The organism is Klebsiella sp. WP4-W18-ESBL-05 (assembly GCF_014169075.1).
GTDB classification, from domain to species: domain Bacteria; phylum Pseudomonadota; class Gammaproteobacteria; order Enterobacterales; family Enterobacteriaceae; genus Kluyvera; species Kluyvera ascorbata_B.
In genome coordinates, this window is the sequence record NZ_AP022057.1 from 1,361,398 (window position 1) to 1,378,192 (window position 16,795).

The following is a 16,795-nucleotide window of genomic DNA, read 5'->3' on the forward strand; positions in this document are numbered from 1 at the left end:
GTATGCAAATCAGTAACCCCTTCGACGTGGCGCAAGGGCAGTTTTACCTTCTGCAAAACCCGCAGCGGCAGTTCAGCCTTTGGCCCCAGCAGTGCACGCTGCCTGCGGGCTGGACGGTTGTTTGCGAGCCGCAGCCCCTTGATGCGTGCAACGCGTGGTTGAACGCCAACTGGACGACGCTACTTCCCGATAATTTCGCCGCCGGGGGCCGCTTATGAACACACGTTTACCGCTGATTGCCGCTCAGCCCGGCATCTGGATGGCGGAAGCCCTTTCTACGTTGCCGAACGCCTGGAGCGTGGCGCACTACGTCGAGCTCCAGGGAGAGGTCGACGGCGAGCTGCTGGCGCGGGCGATTGCTGAGGGAATGATGCAGGCCGATACCCTGCGGATGCGTTTTTCTGAAGAGAACGGTGAAGTCTGGCAGTGGGTGGATGAGAGCATTCGCATTGAGGCTACGCCGATTGATGATCTACGTCAGGCCAGCGATCCGCAGCAGGAGGCGCTGGCGCGGATGAACGCCGATTTGGCGCAGAACAGCCGCGTTGACAGCGGCAATTCACTGTTCTGTCACCGGCTGTACCGGATCGGCGATAATCGCTGGTTCTGGTATCAGCGCTATCATCATCTGCTGGTCGATGGTTTCAGCTTCCCGGCGATTACCCGCCAGATCAGCCTGATTTATCAAGCCTGGCAGCGTGGAGAGGCCACGCCAGCCTCCGTTTTCACGCCGTTTGCGGACGTGGTTGAGGAGTATCAGCGCTATCGTCACAGCGACGCCTGGGCGCGCGATAAAGCGTTCTGGGCTGAACAACGAAAAACGCTGCCGTCACCGGCATCGCTGTCACCTGCGCCGCTGCCGGGACGGGCCCAGAGCAGCCATATCTGGCGGCTGAAGCTGGCTGCCGACCGCCGAACATTCGCCCGTTTGACTGCCTCTGCGCCGCAGTGCCAGCCGGCCGATCTGGCGCTGGCGTTGGTGACGCTATGGTTAGGACGCCTGTGCGGGCGCAGCGAATACGCCGCGGGATTTATCTTTATGCGCCGTATGGGGTCCGCCGCGCTGACGGCGACCGGCCCGGTGCTGAACGTTCTGCCGCTAGCCGTGACGCTGAACGGCCAGGAGACGCTGGCGCAGCTGGCGACGCGTCTGGCCGCACAGCTGAAAAAGATGCGCCGCCATCAGCGCTACGATGCTGAGCAAATTGTTCGTGACGCCGGGAAAGCCGCCGGTGACGAGGCGCTGTTTGGCCCGGTATTTAACGTCAAGATGTTTGATTATCGATTAGCTTTCGACGACGTTAATGCGATAACGCATACCCTCGCGACCGGCCCGGTCAACGATCTGGAGCTGGCGTTATTCCCCGATGAAGACGGCGGCCTGTCGCTGGAAATCCTGGCTAACCAGCAGCGCTATGATAAAGCGGTGCTTCAGCAGCATATTGGCCGCTTAACATCGCTGTTGCAGCAGTTTGCGGATAATCCGGCGCTCAGCTGCGCCGATGCTGAACTGCTTACCGGCGATGAATATCATCGCCTGGCGACGATTAACGCGACCGGAAAATCCTTACCGCCCGCGACGCTAAGTTCGCTGGTGGCCGCCCAGGCGGCAAAAACGCCGGATGCCGTGGCGCTAAGAGACGCCGACTATTGCTTCACCTACCGTGAGATGCGCCAGCAGGTTGTGGCGCTGGCAAACGTATTGCGCCAGCGCGGCGTGGCTCCCGGCGATAGCGTTGCCGTTGCCCTGCCGCGTTCGGTATTCCTGACGCTGGCGCTGCACGCTATCGTTGAGGCTGGCGCGGCCTGGCTGCCGCTGGATACCGGTTATCCTGACGATCGTTTACAGATGATGCTGGAAGACGCACGCCCCTCGCTGCTGATTACCGCAGACGATCAGCTGCACCGTTTCCCTGATGTCGCCAGTCTGTGCCTGAACGCACCGCTGACGCCGGGCGATGACCGCCCGCTGATGCTCGCACAGCCGCAGCAGACGGCCTATATCATCTTTACCTCAGGTTCGACCGGCCGCCCGAAAGGGGTCATGGTGGGCCATGAGGCGATCGTTAACCGCCTGCTGTGGATGCAGGATCAGTATCCGCTTACCGCCGATGACGTGGTGGCGCAGAAAACGCCGTGCAGCTTTGACGTGTCGGTCTGGGAATTCTGGTGGCCGTTTATCACCGGCGCGAGCCTGGTGATGGCGGAGCCCGAGGCACATCGCGATCCGCTGGCAATGCAGCGTTTCTTTGCGCAATACGGCGTCACCACCACCCACTTTGTACCGTCAATGCTGGCCGCGTTCGTTGCCTCGCTCACCCCGGACAATGTGGCCAGCTGCTGTTCGTTGCGACGCGTATTTTGCAGTGGCGAAGCGCTGCCCACTGCCCTGTGTCGCGAATGGGAAGTACTGACCCACGTACCGCTGCATAACCTTTATGGACCCACGGAAGCGGCGGTTGATGTCAGCGGGTATCCGGCCTACGGCGAGGCGCTGGCGGCGGTTACCGGCAACAGCGTGCCGATTGGTTTTCCGGTGTGGAATACCGGGCTGCGTATCCTTGATGCCATGATGCGCCCGGTGCCATTTGGCGTTGCGGGCGATCTGTATCTGACCGGCATTCAGCTGGCCCAGGGCTATCTCGGCCGTCCGGATTTAACCGCGAGTCGCTTTATTGCCGACCCTTTTGCCCCCGGCGAGCGGATGTACCGCACCGGCGACGTTGCGCGTTGGTTGGATAACGGCGCGGTGGAGTATTTAGGCCGCAGCGACGATCAGCTAAAAATTCGCGGTCAGCGTATTGAGCTGGGCGAGATTGACCGGGTGATGCAGACGCTGCCAGACGTTGAACAAGCGGTCAGCCATGCCTGCGTCATTAACCAGGCGGCGGCCACCGGTGGCGATGCGCGTCAGTTGGTGGGCTACGTGGTGTCCTCTTCCGGTTTGCCGCTGGATAGCGCTGCGCTGCTGGCACAGCTGCGCGATCGTTTGCCGCCGCATATGGTGCCGGTGGTGCTATTACAGCTCAGCGCGCTGCCGCTGAGCGCCAACGGCAAGCTCGACCGCAAGGCGCTGCCGCTGCCGTCGCTGACGCAGAAAACCGCCGGACGCGCGCCGCAGTCGCCAACTGAGATGCAGGTCGCTGAGGCCTTCAGTCAGCTGCTGGGCTGCGAAATTCGGGATATTGATGCCGACTTCTTCGCCCTCGGGGGACACTCGCTGCTGGCGATGCGCCTGGCGGCGATGCTTAGCCAGCGTATCGGGCGACAGGTCACGCCGGGTCAGGTCATGGTCTCTTCGACGGTGGGCAAGCTGAGCGCGCTGCTCGATAACAGCGATGAGGAACAGGCGCAGCGTCTGGGCTATGAGCCGCTGCTGCCGCTGCGAACCGGCGACGGCCCGACGCTGTATTGTTTCCATCCCGCGTCGGGCTTTGCCTGGCAGTTCAGCGTACTGTCGCGCTACCTGTCGCCGCGCTGGTCGATTACCGGCATTCAGTCGCCGCGCCCGCAGGGGCCGATGCAAACGGCGCAGACGCTGGACGAGGTGTGCGAGCACCATCTGGCAACGCTGCTCGCTCAGCAGCCGCATGGGCCGTATTATCTGCTCGGTTATTCGCTTGGCGGCACGCTGGCGCAGGGCATTGCCGCCCGTTTACGTCAGCGCGGCGAAAGGGTGGCGTTCCTGGGGCTGCTCGATACCTGGCCGCCGGAAACGCAAAACTGGGCAGAAAAAGAGGCTAACGGTCTTGATCCTGCGGTATTGGCGGAGATTGAGCGCGAACGTGAAGCGTTTCTCGCCGCCCAGCAGGGGCAAGGCTCCAGCGAATTGTTCAGCGCAATTGAATGCAACTACGCCGACGCCGTGCGCCTGCTGAGCACCGCGCACAGCGCGACGTTTGACGGTAAAGCGACGCTGTTTGTCGCCGAGAAAACCCGTCAGGCGGATCCGCAGAAGGCCTGGGGGCCGTGGGTGGGCGAGCTGGAGGTTTATAGTCAGGATTGTGCGCACGTCGACATCATTACGCCAGCGGCGTTTGAGGCGATTGGGCCGGTGATTCGGGAGATATTGGGGTAGGAGAACAGCGGTTGATTATCCTGTAGGCCGGATAAGCAAAGCGCCATCCGGCAGACCGGCTCACGGTGCCGGATGGCGCTTTGCTTATCCGGCCTACACGGTGGTCGCCTGGGGGAGATTCACCGCCGTCCGAGCGGCACCACCAGCGGCGTATTCGCCACCGGGTCGTCAATAATCACGCAGCGCAGGCCGTAAATCGCCTCAATCAGCGCCGGAGTGACAATCTCTTTCGGCGCGCCTTCCGCCACAATCTTCCCATCACGGAGTGCAATCAGGTGCGTCGCGTAGCGACACGCCTGGTTTAAATCGTGCAGCACGGCGGCCAGCGTATAGCCGCGCTCGCGGTTCAGCTCGCTTAATAATTCCAGCAGATCGATCTGGTGGCTGATATCCAGCCAGGTTGTTGGCTCGTCGAGCAGCATGATGGCCGTATCCTGCGCTAATACCATTGCAATCCATGCGCGCTGGCGCTGCCCACCGGAGAGCGTATCGACGCTTTGGTTGGCGAGATTGACGATACCGGTCGCCTGCATGGCGCGCTGCACCGCATCTTCATCTTCCTGTCGCCAGCGGGTAAACAGCGGCTGGTGCGGGTAACGCCCGCGCGCGACCAGCTCCTGCACCGAAATATCGCCCGGCGTGGTGGCGTTTTGCGCCAGCAGGCCGATGCGTCGAGCCACCTCTTTACTGGCGTAGCGCTGGATCTCTTCACCGTCGAGATAGACATGACCGCGCGTCGGCGCCATCAGGCGACTGAGCGTGCGCAGCAGCGTCGATTTGCCGCAGCCGTTAGGGCCGATAATCGCGGTGAAATGGCCGTCCGGGATGGTCACGTTCAGCGACTCGGCGATGGTCTTTTTCCCGTAGGCGAGGGTTAACGCCTCGCCGCGCAGGCGGGCGGCGGTGTCGGTCATTTTTTGCGAGACTCCTGAATAAGCAACACGATGAGGTAGATACCGCCAAGGCTGACGGTGACGACGCCCACCTGGAGCTGGTAAGGCAAGAACAATTGCTGTGCACAAAAATCGGCGGCGGTCAGCAGCAGGGCGCCGCACAGCGCCGCCTGGGTTAGGCCCCAGCGCGCGGTGCCGCTCAGGCGACGGGCAATGTGCGGTGCGACCAGCGCGATAAAGGAAATCGGCCCTGCCAGCGCCGTGGCGGCAGCGGTGAGCACCACCGCGACCAGCATCAGCAGCAGACGCGATAATTCGACGCGAACGCCCAACGCGCAGGCGCTATCGTCGCCCATCTCCAGCAAACGCAGGCGGCGTACCAGCAGTGCCGAACAAACCAGCGCGGCGATCATCAGCGGGGCGGCGGGCCAGATTTTGACCCACGTGATGCCGTTGAGCGAACCGGCAAACCACAGCCCGGCGGAAACGGCGGTTTCCAGCGATGCGCGCAGCAGCAGCCAGGTGTTGAAGGCCATCAGCATGGCACGAATGCCGATGCCGATAATGATCAGCCGGAAGGTTTCGATACCCTCACGCCATGCTAACGCCCACACCAGCAGCGAGGTGGCGATCCCGCCCGCCATGGCGGCGAGGGTAATGGTGGTCAGATTCTGGCCGAAAAATACCAGCGCCACCAGCACGCCGCTCCACGCCCCGGTGTTAAAGCCCATGACGTCGGGGCTGCCCAGCGGGTTACGCATCAGCGATTGAAAAATCGCGCCGGAGACGCCAAGCGCGGCGCCAATTAACAGCGCCATCAGCACGCGCGGCAGGCGCCACTCGGTCACCACCATGGTAATGGCGCGCGGCGCGTCGCCGAATAGCGCCGCGAAAACCTGGGAAAATGTCAGCGTAACCGCACCGTTGCGCAGGCTGAAGAGGGTTAACAGCAGACAGACCGCGATCAACAACAGGCTACTGAACAGCAGACGACGGGATGGGGCGTTCATCGACCACCTCCCGTCGATTTACGGCGAACGAGGAAAATCAGCACCGGTGCGCCGATAAATGCGCTGACCACCGATACGCGCAGTTCGCCCGGTACCAGCAGGCGGCCAATAATATCGGCAAACAGCAGCAGCGACGGGGTGGCAAGCAGGGTGACCGGCAGCGACCAGCGGTGATCTGAACCCACCAGCCAGCGGGCAATATGCGGCATCATCAGGCCGATAAACGCGATGGGCCCCACCACAGAGGTGGCGCTGGCGCACAAAATGGTGATGACCAACAGCCCGAGAATTTGCGTGCGCGCGACTTTGCTACCAAGCGCGGTGGCGGTATCGGTACCCAGGCTCAGGCTGTTCAGCGAGCGGCTCATCATCAGCGCGATGGCGCCCGCGATAAGTACCGGAATCAGGACCGTTTTCAGCGTTTGCAGGGTGCGAATATCCAGCGACCCGGCCTGCCAGAAGCGCAGCTGGTCGTAGACATCCTGGTTGAGCAGGGCGATACCGCTGGAGAAGCCTTCCAGCACGGCGGCGAGCGCGACGCCCGCCAGCGTTAAGCGTACCGGGCTCAGCTGGCCGCCGCCCTGACTGCCGGTAAAGGCCACGATCAGCGAGGCGATCAGCGCGCCGCAGAAGGCCATCATCAGTTGATCCTGCGGCGAGGTCATGCCGAACAGCGCGGCGCCCAGCACGATAGCAAAGCTGGCGCCGGCGTTGACGCCGAGAATGCCGGGGTCGGCCAGCGGGTTGCGGGTCAGCGTTTGCATCAACGCGCCGGCGACACCCAGCGCGCCGCCAGCCAGCAGGCCGGCGAGGGTTCGCGGCAGGCGGGCATCCAGCACGATAGTGCAGTCGGCGCTCTGGCAGGTACCGCTGAGGGCATCGATGACGACGGTCATCGGCAGCGGCGTCGCGCCGATTAATAAACTCAGCGTGGCGGCGACAAGCAGCAGCAATAACAGTCCGGGCAGCGCAACGGCGCGCAGCGCGGCGGTGGAAAACGACATAGCAACATCCCTGATTTGATAATGATAGTGATTATCGTTATCTATCTTATTCGTTTATGTTAGCATGAGCGCCCTCGGAAAGGGTATGAAAAAAGTCACAAGGTCTTGTAATGAACCGACAATCCTGGCTGCTGAATCTGAGCCTGCTAAAAACGCACCCGGCCTTCCGCGCCGTGTTTATCGCCCGCTTTATCTCCATTCTGTCGCTTGGCCTGCTGGGGGTTGCTGTCCCCGTTCAAATCCAGATGATGACCCACTCCACCTGGCAGGTGGGGCTGTCGGTGACGCTAACCGGCGGGGCGATGTTCGTCGGGCTGATGGTGGGCGGCGTGCTGGCCGATCGCTATGAGCGCCGCAGGCTGATTCTGCTGGCTCGCGGTACCTGTGGGGTGGGGTTTATCGGCCTGTGGCTGAATGCGCTGCTGCCGGAACCGTCGCTGCTGGCCATTTATCTGCTGGGCCTGTGGGACGGTTTCTTTGCCTCGCTCGGCGTCACGGCGCTGCTGGCGGCGACGCCTGCGCTCGTGGGGCGGGAAAATCTGATGCAGGCCGGGGCCATCACCATGCTGACGGTCCGTCTGGGATCGGTGATTTCGCCGATGGTCGGCGGCCTGCTGCTGGCTTCCGGCGGCGTGTCCTGGAACTACCTGCTGGCGGCGTTGGGCACCTTTATTACCACGTTAACGCTACTGCGTTTACCGCAACTGCCGCCGCCGCCGCAGCCGCGCGAACATCCGTTCACTTCATTGGTGGCCGGGTTCCGCTTTCTGCTCGGTAGCCCGCTGATTGGCGGCATTGCGCTGCTGGGCGGGCTGGTCACCATGGCCAGCGCGGTGCGCGTGCTTTATCCGGCGTTGGCGCAGGGCTGGCAGATGTCGGCGGCGTCGATTGGCCTGCTGTATGCGGCGATTCCATTGGGGGCTGCTTTCGGTGCGCTCACCAGTGGACAACTGGCGCATAACGAGCGTCCGGGCTGGGTCATGCTGTTGGCGACCGTTGGTGCGTTTGTGGCGATTGGGCTGTTTGCGCTGATGCCGCACTGGGCGCTGGGAATGGTCTGTCTGGCGCTGTTCGGCTGGCTGAGCGCGATAAGCTCGCTGTTGCAATACACCTTGATTCAGACCCAAACGCCTGAGGCGATGCTGGGGCGGATTAACGGGCTGTGGACGGCGCAGAACGTGACCGGCGACGCCATCGGCGCGGCGCTGCTCGGCGGGCTGGGGGCGATATTAACGCCGGTCGCGTCGGCAAGCGCCAGCGGCTGGGGGCTGGCGATTGTTGGCGGGATTTTGCTGCTGGCGCTGGGCGAGCTGCGGCGGTTTCGGCGCGAGGTGCCGGAGTCGGCGTAACGGTGCGTTCGGGTGCCGGATGGCGCTAGCCAAACAATGCCGACAGCCTCGTCAGCACCTGCGTTGCGCTGTAGTAGTCGAGACGGAACGTCTCGGTGCCCAGCGCGTAAACGTGCTTGTTTTTCACCGCTGGAAGATGCGCCAGCAGCGGGTTGGCGTAAATCGCGTCAGCGTCTTTCTGGTCACCGGCGAACAGGAACAGGCTGTTGCCGTTCAGACCGGTTGCCAGACTTTCACCGCCAAGCTGGATGATGTCATGACGTTTGCCCTGGCTTTGGCTAGCGTGCAGGCCTTCCGGCAGCGTGGCGAGCGTAAAGCCGAGCTGGGAGAGGAACTGTCCCTGGGCGGACTCGCTGGTCCACAGGTTGGCGCTATGCGCGGCGGCGGTATAGACCAGCGCGCTCACCGGTTGCGGTGGCAGCTTCATCTGCTGTTTTACCGTTGCCAGCTGCTTATCAAACTCGGCAATACGTGCGGTAGCCTGTTTTTCCTGTCCGGTAATGCCGCCGAGCTGCGTCAGCAGCGCCTGCCAGCTTTTATCGTCGTAGTTGATGATAAGCGTGGGGGCGATGGCGGAGAGCTGGTCATACAGTGCCAGCGCCGAATCACCGCCGGTGGCGCTAATCAGGATCAGATCCGGCATTTGTGCAGCGACCGCTTCCGCGCTGGGTTCGCCGATATAAAGGCGAGTGACGTTGCGCGCTTTCGCCACATCTCCCCACTGGCGCAGGAACCCCTGGGCGTCGGCCACGCGGTTGTTCGGCGTGGTGGCGCCGCTGGCGATCACCGGCGCATCAATGGCCAGCAGCGAACCGGTTAGGGTTACGCTGGTCGAGACAATGCGCGTCGGTTTGTGTTCCAGCGTGTGTACGCCGCGGCTGTCGGTAATCTGGCGCGGCCAGTCGGCGGCCTGGGCTGAGGATAATCCTAAAACGCTGAGGCCAGCGATCAGCGCAGCGGCACGCCACAAAGCGGAAAAATTCACAGATAAGCATCCTGATGTTGGTTGGTTAATGCTTCTCATTTTCAACTATTGTCCGGTGAAGATGCAAGCGCGACCTCTGCAAGCGCAGGTGACCGTGGCCAGGAGGGGCGATATCTATTCAGCACAAGTTGCTGGTTTGCCCTGTTGACATACGAAGTGTTTACTCTTAGGTTACCGAACCGAAATATAAATGATAATTATTCGTAATGTCTTTATCGTTTTTGGAGAATGATATGGAAACGTCACTGGCTGTGGATGAACAGGAACAGCAGCATCAGGCTACGATCGCGGCCGATAGCTTTTTCTTTATGTCGCCGTTTCGCAGTTTTACAACCTCGGGCTGTTTTCAGCGTTTCACCTGCCCGGCAGAAGGGGGCGACGCGCCTGATAGCGCTTTCCAGCAAGAGCTCGCTGCGGCATTTGCTGCGGCAAAAGCTGCGGGTATTGCCAACCCGGTGATGGTGGGGGCGATCCCGTTTGATACCCGCCAGCCTTCTGCGCTGTTTATCCCTGAACGCAGTGAGACGTTCTCACGTACGGCAAAGCAGCGTACCTCGCGGTATCACGTTTCCCGCGAACCGACGGGCGTCGCTTCACGTCAGGCGATACCGGAACATCCTGTTTTTCTCGATATGGTCGCCCGTGCCGCGGCGCTAACGGCGACGCCTCAGGTTGATAAAGTGGTGCTCTCCCGCCTGATTGATATTGAAGCCGAACAGCCGCTGGACAGCGGCGTGCTGCTGGAGCGTCTGGTGGCGCAGAATCCGGCGAGCTTCAACTTCCACGTGCCGCTGCCGGACGGCGGCGTGCTGCTGGGCGCAAGCCCGGAACTGTTGCTGCGTAAAGACGGCGACCTGTTTAGCTCGCTGCCGCTGGCGGGCTCGGCGCGTCGTCAGCCGGACGACCTGCTGGATCGCGAGGCGGGTAACCGGCTGCTGGCTTCAGAAAAAGATCGCCACGAGCATGAGCTGGTCACCCAGTCGATGCAAAAAACGCTGGCACCGCGCAGCCTCCAGCTGACCTTGCCGCAGACGCCGCAGCTGATTACCACGCCAACGCTATGGCATCTGGCCACGCCGATTGAAGGGCAGGCAAAAGCGGCGGAAAACGCGCTGACGCTGGCCTGTCTGCTGCACCCAACGCCGGCGCTGAGCGGCTTCCCGCACGAGGCGGCCAAACAGGTGATCGCCGAGCTGGAACCCTTCGACCGCGACCTCTTCGGCGGCATTGTTGGCTGGTGCGATGCTGAAGGCAACGGCGAGTGGGTGGTCACCATCCGCTGCGCACGAGTGAAGGCTAACCGCGTGCGTCTGTTTGCCGGGGCGGGCATTGTGCCCGCGTCGTCGCCGGAATCCGAATGGCGTGAAACCGGCGTCAAACTTTCCACCATGCTGAATGTTTTCGGCCTGCATTAAGGAACCAGAATGACCGTAGAATTTACCCGCTGGCCGGACGCGCTTGCGGCGCGTTATCGCGAAAAGGGCTACTGGCAGGATCTGCTGTTAACCGAGATGGTGACGCGCCATGCGCAGAGCGACGCCATTGCGGTGATCGACGGCGAACGCCAGATTAGCTACCGCGAGCTGAACCAGTCTATTGATAATCTGGCCGCCATGCTGCAAAGCAAAGGGCTTAAGCGCGGTGAGACGGCGCTGGTGCAGTTGGGGAATATCGCCGAATTCTATATCACGCTGTTTGCGCTGCTGAAGATTGGCGTGGCGCCGGTGAATGCGCTATTCAGCCATCAGCGTAGCGAGCTGAACGCCTATGCCGAGCAGATTGCGCCCGCCGTGCTGATTGCCGATCGGGGCCACGCGCTGTTCGGCGACGATACCTTCCTGAATACCTTTTGCGAACAGCACCGTTCGCTGCGCGTGGTGCTGCTGCGCGGCGGCGAAGGCGAACATGCGCTGGAGGCGGCGCTGTCCCGTCCGGCGGTCGATTTTACGCCGACGCCGACGGCTGCCGACGAAGTGGCCTTCTTCCAGCTTTCGGGCGGCAGTACCGGCACGCCGAAGCTGATCCCGCGTACCCACAACGATTATTACTACAGCATTCGCCGCAGTAATGAAATTTGCCATTTTAATCCGCAGACGCGCTACCTCTGCGCCATTCCGTCGGCGCACAACTACGCAATGAGCTCGCCGGGCGCGCTGGGCGTGTTTCTTGCGCAGGGCACCGTGGTGCTGGCAGCAGATCCGAGCGCCACGCAGTGCTTCCCGCTGATTGAGCAACATCAGGTCAACGTCGCCGCGCTGGTGCCGCCGGCGGTAAGCCTGTGGCTGCAGGCGATTGCCGAAGGGAGCGGCAACGCTCAGCTGCGATCGCTGACGCTACTGCAGGTGGGCGGTGCGCGTCTCTCTGCGACGTTGGCGGCGCGGATTCCGGCGGAGATAGGCTGCCAGCTTCAGCAGGTGTTTGGCATGGCGGAAGGGCTGGTGAACTACACCCGTCTGGACGATACGCCGGAAAAAATTCTCAATACTCAGGGCTACCCGATGTGCCCGGACGATGAGGTGTGGGTGGCCGATGAAGAGGGCAACCCGCTGCCGCGCGGTGAAGTCGGGCGGTTGATGACCCGCGGGCCGTATACCTTCCGTGGCTACTACAAAAGCCCGCAGCATAACGCCAGCGCCTTTGACGCCGAGGGTTTTTACTGTTCCGGCGATCTGATTTCTATCGACGAAGATGGCTACATCACCGTGCAGGGTCGCGAGAAAGATCAGATCAACCGCGGCGGCGAGAAGATTGCTGCCGAAGAGATTGAAAATCTGCTGTTGCGTCACGAGGCCGTGGTGCACGCGGCGCTGGTGAGCATGGAAGATAGCCTGCTCGGCGAGAAAAGCTGCGCCTACCTGGTGGTCAATGCGCCGCTACGCGCGGTGCAGGTGCGTCGCTTCCTGCGGGAACAGGGCGTTGCCGAATTCAAACTGCCGGACCGCGTGGAGTGTGTTGAGCAACTGCCGCTGACCCACGTCGGCAAAGTCGATAAAAAACAATTACGTCAGTGGCTGGCTAGCCGCTCGCTGGCCTGAAGGAGAGAACATCATGGCAATTCCAAAACTGCAGGGCTACGCGCTGCCGACCGCAATGGACATTCCGGAAAACAAGGTGAACTGGGCGTTTGAACCGGCGCGCGCGGCACTGCTGATTCATGATATGCAGGAATATTTCCTCAACTTTTGGGGCGAAGACAGTGAGATGATGGACACGGTAGTGGCCAACATCGCCGCGCTGCGTGATTTCTGCAAGAAAAACGGGATTCCGGTTTACTACACCGCGCAGCCTAAAGCGCAGAGTGATGAAGACCGTGCTCTGCTGAATGACATGTGGGGGCCGGGCCTGACCCGTTCGCCGGAGCAGCAGCGGGTGATTGCCGCACTGGCACCGGACGATGAGGATACCGTGCTGGTGAAATGGCGCTACAGCGCTTTCCACCGCTCGCCGCTGGAGCAGATGCTCAAAGAGACCGGTCGTAACCAGCTGATTATCACCGGCGTATACGCGCATATCGGCTGCATGACCACCGCCACGGATGCTTTTATGCGCGACATTAAGCCGTTCTTCGTTGCCGACGCGCTGGCGGATTTCAGCCGTGATGAGCATTTAATGTCGCTGAAATACGTTGCCGGCCGCAGCGGTCGCGTGGTGATGACTGACGAACTGCTGCCGTCTGTTCCTGCCAGCAAAGAAGCGCTGCGCGCGTTGGTGCTGCCGCTGCTGGATGAATCTGACGAACCGTTCGATGATGACAACCTGATTGATTACGGCCTGGATTCCGTGCGCATGATGGCGCTGGCGGCACGCTGGCGTAAAGTGCACGGTGATATTGATTTCGTCATGCTGGCGAAAAATCCGAGCATTGATGCCTGGTGGGCTTTGTTGTCCCGTGAGGTGAGATCATGAGTGATTTCGATTTTCGCGGACAAACCGTGTGGGTGACCGGCGCAGGGAAAGGGATCGGCTATGCGACGGCGCTGGCGTTTGCTGAGGCGGGGGCGCAGGTGACGGGCTTTGATTTGGCCTTTGACGGCGGCGACTACCCGTTTTCGACAGAAATTCTTGACGTTGCCGATGCGCAGCAGGTTGCGCAGGTGTGTGAACGACTGCTGGCGACAACCGAGCGCCTGGACGTGCTGGTGAACGCGGCGGGCATTTTACGCATGGGCACGACCGATGCGCTGAGCCTGGCCGACTGGCAGCAAACCTTTGCCGTTAACGTCGGCGGCGCGTTTAACCTGTTTCAGCAGACGATGGCGCAGTTCCGTCGCCAGCAGGGCGGAGCGATTGTGACCGTGGCGTCGGACGCCGGCCACACGCCGCGTATCGGCATGAGCGCCTATGGGGCATCTAAGGCGGCGTTGAAAAGCCTGGCGCTGAGCGTCGGGCTGGAGCTGGCCAGCGCTGGAGTCCGTTGCAATCTTGTCTCGCCGGGGTCGACCGACACCGATATGCAGCGCGCAATGTGGGTCAGCGACGATGCCGAGCAGCAGCGTATTCGCGGTTTTGCCGAGCAGTTCAAGTTGGGGATCCCGCTGGGCAAAATTGCCCGGCCGCAGGAGATTGCCGCGACGATTCTGTTCCTGGCTTCCCGCAGCGCTAGCCATATCACGCTGCAGGACATTGTGGTCGACGGCGGCTCAACGCTGGGGGCGTAACATGATCTGGAAACGGCATTTAACGCTCGATGAACTGAATGCGACCAGTGAGAATACCATGGTGGCGCATTTAGGCATTGTCTATACCCATATTGGCGACGATAGCCTGGAAGCGGTGATGCAGGTAGACGGCCGCACGCATCAGCCGTTCGGGCTGCTTCACGGCGGCGCCTCTGCCGCGCTGGCGGAGACGCTGGGCTCAATGGCCGGATATCTGATGACCCGCGAGGGACAGTGTGTGGTGGGAACCGAGCTGAATGCGTCGCACCACCGACCGGTGTCGCAAGGGCAGGTGCGAGCGGTCTGTCAGCCGCTGCATCTGGGGCGTCAGAGCCAGAGCTGGGAAATTGTCGTTTTTGACGAGCAGGGGCGGCGCTGCTGTACCTGCCGGTTAGGGACGGCGGTGCTCGGTTAGGTTTCGGTAGCCGAATAAGGCGTAGGCCGGATAAGTGCAGCGCCCTCCGGCATGGTGCGGTACATTGCCGGAGGGCGCTGCGCTTATCCGGCCTGTATACCTGCGTTCATCTCACTTTCACTCCCCGTTTCTCATCCGTTTTTCTGACTTAAGTGATCCCGTTAACAATGTGATGTAAATGTCAGGTTCCCTTTCTGGTCATATCAGTTTCAAGGATGTTAAATCAAAGGTGTTGCTATGGACACAAAATGTAACATCCTCTGCTACTGATACGGAAAATAACGATGAACAATTCAGGGAAATACCTTATATGGGCATTGCTCTCCATTGTTGGAGCCTTTGCTCTGGGCTATATCGCCCTCAACCGTGGTGAACAGATAAACGCGCTGTGGATAGTGGTTGCCGCAGTCTGTGTTTACCTGATTGCCTACCGCTTTTATGGCCTGTATATCGCGAAAAACGTCCTGCAGGTTGACCCAACCCGCATGACGCCTGCCGTGCGTCACAACGACGGCCTTGACTATGTGCCGACCGATAAGAAAGTCCTGTTCGGTCACCACTTTGCGGCGATTGCCGGTGCGGGCCCGCTGGTTGGGCCGGTGCTGGCAGCGCAGATGGGCTATCTGCCGGGGATGATCTGGCTGTTGGCTGGGGTCGTGCTGGCCGGGGCGGTACAGGACTTTATGGTACTGTTCGTCTCGACGCGCCGTGACGGCCGTTCGCTGGGCGAACTGGTGAAAGAAGAAATGGGGCCGACTGCGGGCGTGATTGCGCTGATTGCCACGTTTATGATCATGGTGATCATTCTGGCGGTACTGGCGATGATCGTGGTGAAAGCATTGACCCACAGCCCATGGGGTACTTACACCGTGGCGTTTACCATTCCGCTGGCCCTGTTTATGGGGATTTATATTCGCTATCTGCGCCCAGGGCGTATTGGCGAGGTGTCGGTTATTGGTCTGGTGCTGCTGGTGTTTGCGATTGTCTCCGGCGGCTGGGTTGCCGCCAGCGAAACGTGGGCGCCGTGGTTTGACTATACCGGCGTGCAGTTGACCTGGATGCTGGTGGGCTATGGCTTTGTGGCCTCGGTGCTGCCGGTATGGCTGCTGCTGGCGCCGCGTGACTACCTTTCTACCTTCTTAAAAATTGGTACCATCGTCGGGCTGGCGATCGGCATCCTCATTATGCGTCCAACGCTGACCATGCCAGCGCTGACCAAATTTATCGACGGCACCGGCCCGGTGTGGACCGGCGACCTGTTCCCGTTCCTGTTTATCACCATTGCCTGTGGCGCGGTGTCGGGTTTCCACGCGCTGATTGCTTCCGGCACAACGCCGAAAATGCTGGCGAACGAAGGCCAGGCCTGCTTTATCGGCTATGGCGGCATGTTGATGGAATCTTTTGTCGCCATTATGGCGCTGGTGGCCGCCTGTATTATTGACCCGGGCGTATACTTTGCAATGAACAGCCCAATGGCCATGCTGGCGCCCGCCGGAACCGCCGACGTGGTGGCTTCGGCCGCGCAGGTTGTCAGTTCGTGGGGCTTCTCGGTGACGCCGGATCTGCTGCACCAGATTGCCAACGAAGTGGGCGAGCAGTCGATTATCTCCCGTGCGGGCGGCGCGCCGACTCTGGCGGTGGGGATGGCCTACATCCTCCATGGCGCGCTGGGCGGGCTGATGGATGTGGCGTTCTGGTATCACTTCGCGATTCTGTTCGAAGCGCTGTTTATCCTGACGGCGGTCGACGCCGGGACCCGTGCGGCACGCTTTATGCTGCAGGATCTGCTGGGGGTCATTAACCCGGGGCTCAAACGCACCGATTCGCTGCCGGCGAACCTGCTGGCAACGGCGCTGTGCGTGCTGGCCTGGGGCTACTTCCTCCACCAGGGCGTGGTCGATCCGCTGGGTGGTATTAACACTCTGTGGCCGCTGTTTGGTATTGCCAACCAGATGCTGGCAGGGATGGCGCTGATGCTCTGTGCGGTGGTACTGTTCAAGATGAAACGTCAGCGCTATGCGTGGGTTGCCCTGGTGCCGACGTCCTGGCTGCTGGTGTGTACGCTGGTGGCCGGCTGGCAGAAATCGTTCAGCGACGATAACCGCGTGGGCTTCCTGGCGATTGCCAATAAGTTCCAGGCGATGATCGACAGCGGTAACATCCCGCCGCAGTACACCGAGTCGCAGCTGGCGCAGCTGGTGTTTAACAACCGTCTGGATGCTGGCCTGACCATGTTCTTTATGGTGGTGGTGGTCGTGCTGGCGCTGTTCTCTATCAAAACCGCGCTGGCGGCGTTGAAAGAGGATAAACCGACGGCAAAAGAGACGCCGTATGAGCCGATGCCGGCGGATGCGGAGAACCTGATCGCGCAGGCGAAACGCGCGCATTAATCTGAAATCTTGC

Annotated in this window: 13 protein-coding genes; 9 read left to right on the top strand and 4 right to left on the bottom strand. The window is 61.2% G+C overall.

Going from position 1 to position 16,795, the window contains the following annotated elements; translation table 11 throughout:
• Positions 1-2 precede the first annotated feature (2 nt).
• Together H7R58_RS06545 and entF are read left to right on the top strand one after the other, a co-directional pair.
• Positions 3-218, top strand: a complete 216-nt coding sequence (locus H7R58_RS06545; protein WP_106924733.1) for an MbtH family protein — start codon at positions 3-5, stop codon at positions 216-218.
• Complete coding sequence (gene entF, locus H7R58_RS06550) at positions 215-4,078, top strand: enterobactin non-ribosomal peptide synthetase EntF (protein WP_182929306.1); 3,864 nt, start codon at positions 215-217, stop codon at positions 4,076-4,078. Before H7R58_RS06545 ends, entF begins: the two co-directional genes overlap by 4 nt.
• A 119-nt stretch (positions 4,079-4,197) precedes the next feature.
• On the opposite strand, the gene fepC is transcribed toward entF, so the two are convergent.
• Genes fepC through fepD form a run of 3 tightly spaced genes read right to left on the bottom strand, consistent with a single transcriptional unit; the run spans position 4,198 to position 6,985 of the window.
• A complete protein-coding gene (fepC, locus tag H7R58_RS06555; RefSeq protein WP_182929305.1) occupies positions 4,198-4,992 on the bottom strand; it encodes an iron-enterobactin ABC transporter ATP-binding protein in 795 nt (264 codons plus the stop codon).
• The gene (fepG, locus tag H7R58_RS06560) at positions 4,989-5,981 is read right to left on the bottom strand and encodes an iron-enterobactin ABC transporter permease (protein ID WP_182929304.1); all 993 of its coding nucleotides are present in this window, start codon (positions 5,979-5,981) and stop codon (positions 4,989-4,991) included. Before fepG ends, fepC begins: the two co-directional genes overlap by 4 nt.
• Positions 5,978-6,985, bottom strand: a complete 1,008-nt coding sequence (gene fepD, locus H7R58_RS06565; RefSeq protein ID WP_106924729.1) for a Fe(3+)-siderophore ABC transporter permease — start codon at positions 6,983-6,985, stop codon at positions 5,978-5,980. The genes fepG and fepD overlap by 4 nt, the downstream gene beginning before the upstream one ends.
• 110 nt (positions 6,986-7,095) lie before the next feature.
• On the opposite strand from fepD, the gene entS reads away from it, so the two are divergent.
• A complete protein-coding gene (gene entS / locus H7R58_RS06570) occupies positions 7,096-8,334 on the top strand; it encodes an enterobactin transporter EntS (RefSeq protein ID WP_182929303.1) in 1,239 nt (412 codons plus the stop codon).
• Positions 8,335-8,359: 25 nt separating this feature from the next.
• Here entS and fepB read toward each other — a convergent pair whose 3' ends face one another.
• Positions 8,360-9,319 (bottom strand): Fe2+-enterobactin ABC transporter substrate-binding protein, encoded by a 960-nt coding sequence (fepB, locus tag H7R58_RS06575; protein ID WP_227674112.1) that lies wholly within the window; start codon positions 9,317-9,319, stop codon positions 8,360-8,362.
• 233 nt (positions 9,320-9,552) lie between these two features.
• Here fepB and entC point away from each other — a divergent pair, with 233 nt between their 5' ends.
• The 6 genes from entC (at position 9,553) to cstA (ending at position 16,782) form a co-directional block, all read left to right on the top strand.
• Positions 9,553-10,734 carry an isochorismate synthase EntC gene (gene entC, locus H7R58_RS06580; protein ID WP_106924726.1) on the top strand — a complete coding sequence of 394 codons (1,182 nt, stop codon included), beginning with the start codon at positions 9,553-9,555 and terminating at the stop codon, positions 10,732-10,734.
• A 9-nt stretch (positions 10,735-10,743) separates the two neighbouring features.
• The gene (entE, locus tag H7R58_RS06585; RefSeq protein ID WP_182928316.1) at positions 10,744-12,354 is read left to right on the top strand and encodes a (2,3-dihydroxybenzoyl)adenylate synthase EntE; all 1,611 of its coding nucleotides are present in this window, start codon (positions 10,744-10,746) and stop codon (positions 12,352-12,354) included.
• 13 nt (positions 12,355-12,367) lie between these two features.
• Entirely contained in the window at positions 12,368-13,225 is an 858-nt protein-coding gene (locus H7R58_RS06590; RefSeq protein WP_106924724.1) for an isochorismatase, read from the top strand.
• On the top strand, positions 13,222-13,977 hold the full coding sequence (gene entA, locus H7R58_RS06595) for a 2,3-dihydro-2,3-dihydroxybenzoate dehydrogenase EntA (protein ID WP_182929301.1): 756 nt from the start codon (positions 13,222-13,224) through the stop codon (positions 13,975-13,977). Before H7R58_RS06590 ends, entA begins: the two co-directional genes overlap by 4 nt.
• A gap of 1 nt (position 13,978) precedes the next feature.
• Positions 13,979-14,392 carry a proofreading thioesterase EntH gene (entH, locus tag H7R58_RS06600; protein WP_182934678.1) on the top strand — a complete coding sequence of 138 codons (414 nt, stop codon included), beginning with the start codon at positions 13,979-13,981 and terminating at the stop codon, positions 14,390-14,392.
• A gap of 284 nt (positions 14,393-14,676) precedes the next feature.
• Positions 14,677-16,782, top strand: a complete 2,106-nt coding sequence (gene cstA, locus H7R58_RS06605) for a pyruvate/proton symporter CstA (RefSeq protein ID WP_106924721.1) — start codon at positions 14,677-14,679, stop codon at positions 16,780-16,782.
• Positions 16,783-16,795 lie beyond the last annotated feature (13 nt).

Coding starts and splice junctions, on each gene's coding strand:
- fepC (WP_182929305.1), bottom strand. CDS start 4,992: ATGACCGACACCGCCGCCCGCCTGCGCGGCGAGGCGTTAACCCTCGCC.
- entF (WP_182929306.1), top strand. CDS start 215: ATGAACACACGTTTACCGCTGATTGCCGCTCAGCCCGGCATCTGGATG.
- entS (WP_182929303.1), top strand. CDS start 7,096: ATGAACCGACAATCCTGGCTGCTGAATCTGAGCCTGCTAAAAACGCAC.
- entE (WP_182928316.1), top strand. CDS start 10,744: ATGACCGTAGAATTTACCCGCTGGCCGGACGCGCTTGCGGCGCGTTAT.
- fepD (WP_106924729.1), bottom strand. CDS start 6,985: ATGTCGTTTTCCACCGCCGCGCTGCGCGCCGTTGCGCTGCCCGGACTG.
- H7R58_RS06590 (WP_106924724.1), top strand. CDS start 12,368: ATGGCAATTCCAAAACTGCAGGGCTACGCGCTGCCGACCGCAATGGAC.
- cstA (WP_106924721.1), top strand. CDS start 14,677: ATGAACAATTCAGGGAAATACCTTATATGGGCATTGCTCTCCATTGTT.
- H7R58_RS06545 (WP_106924733.1), top strand. CDS start 3: ATGCAAATCAGTAACCCCTTCGACGTGGCGCAAGGGCAGTTTTACCTT.
- entC (WP_106924726.1), top strand. CDS start 9,553: ATGGAAACGTCACTGGCTGTGGATGAACAGGAACAGCAGCATCAGGCT.
- entA (WP_182929301.1), top strand. CDS start 13,222: ATGAGTGATTTCGATTTTCGCGGACAAACCGTGTGGGTGACCGGCGCA.
- entH (WP_182934678.1), top strand. CDS start 13,979: ATGATCTGGAAACGGCATTTAACGCTCGATGAACTGAATGCGACCAGT.
- fepG (WP_182929304.1), bottom strand. CDS start 5,981: ATGAACGCCCCATCCCGTCGTCTGCTGTTCAGTAGCCTGTTGTTGATC.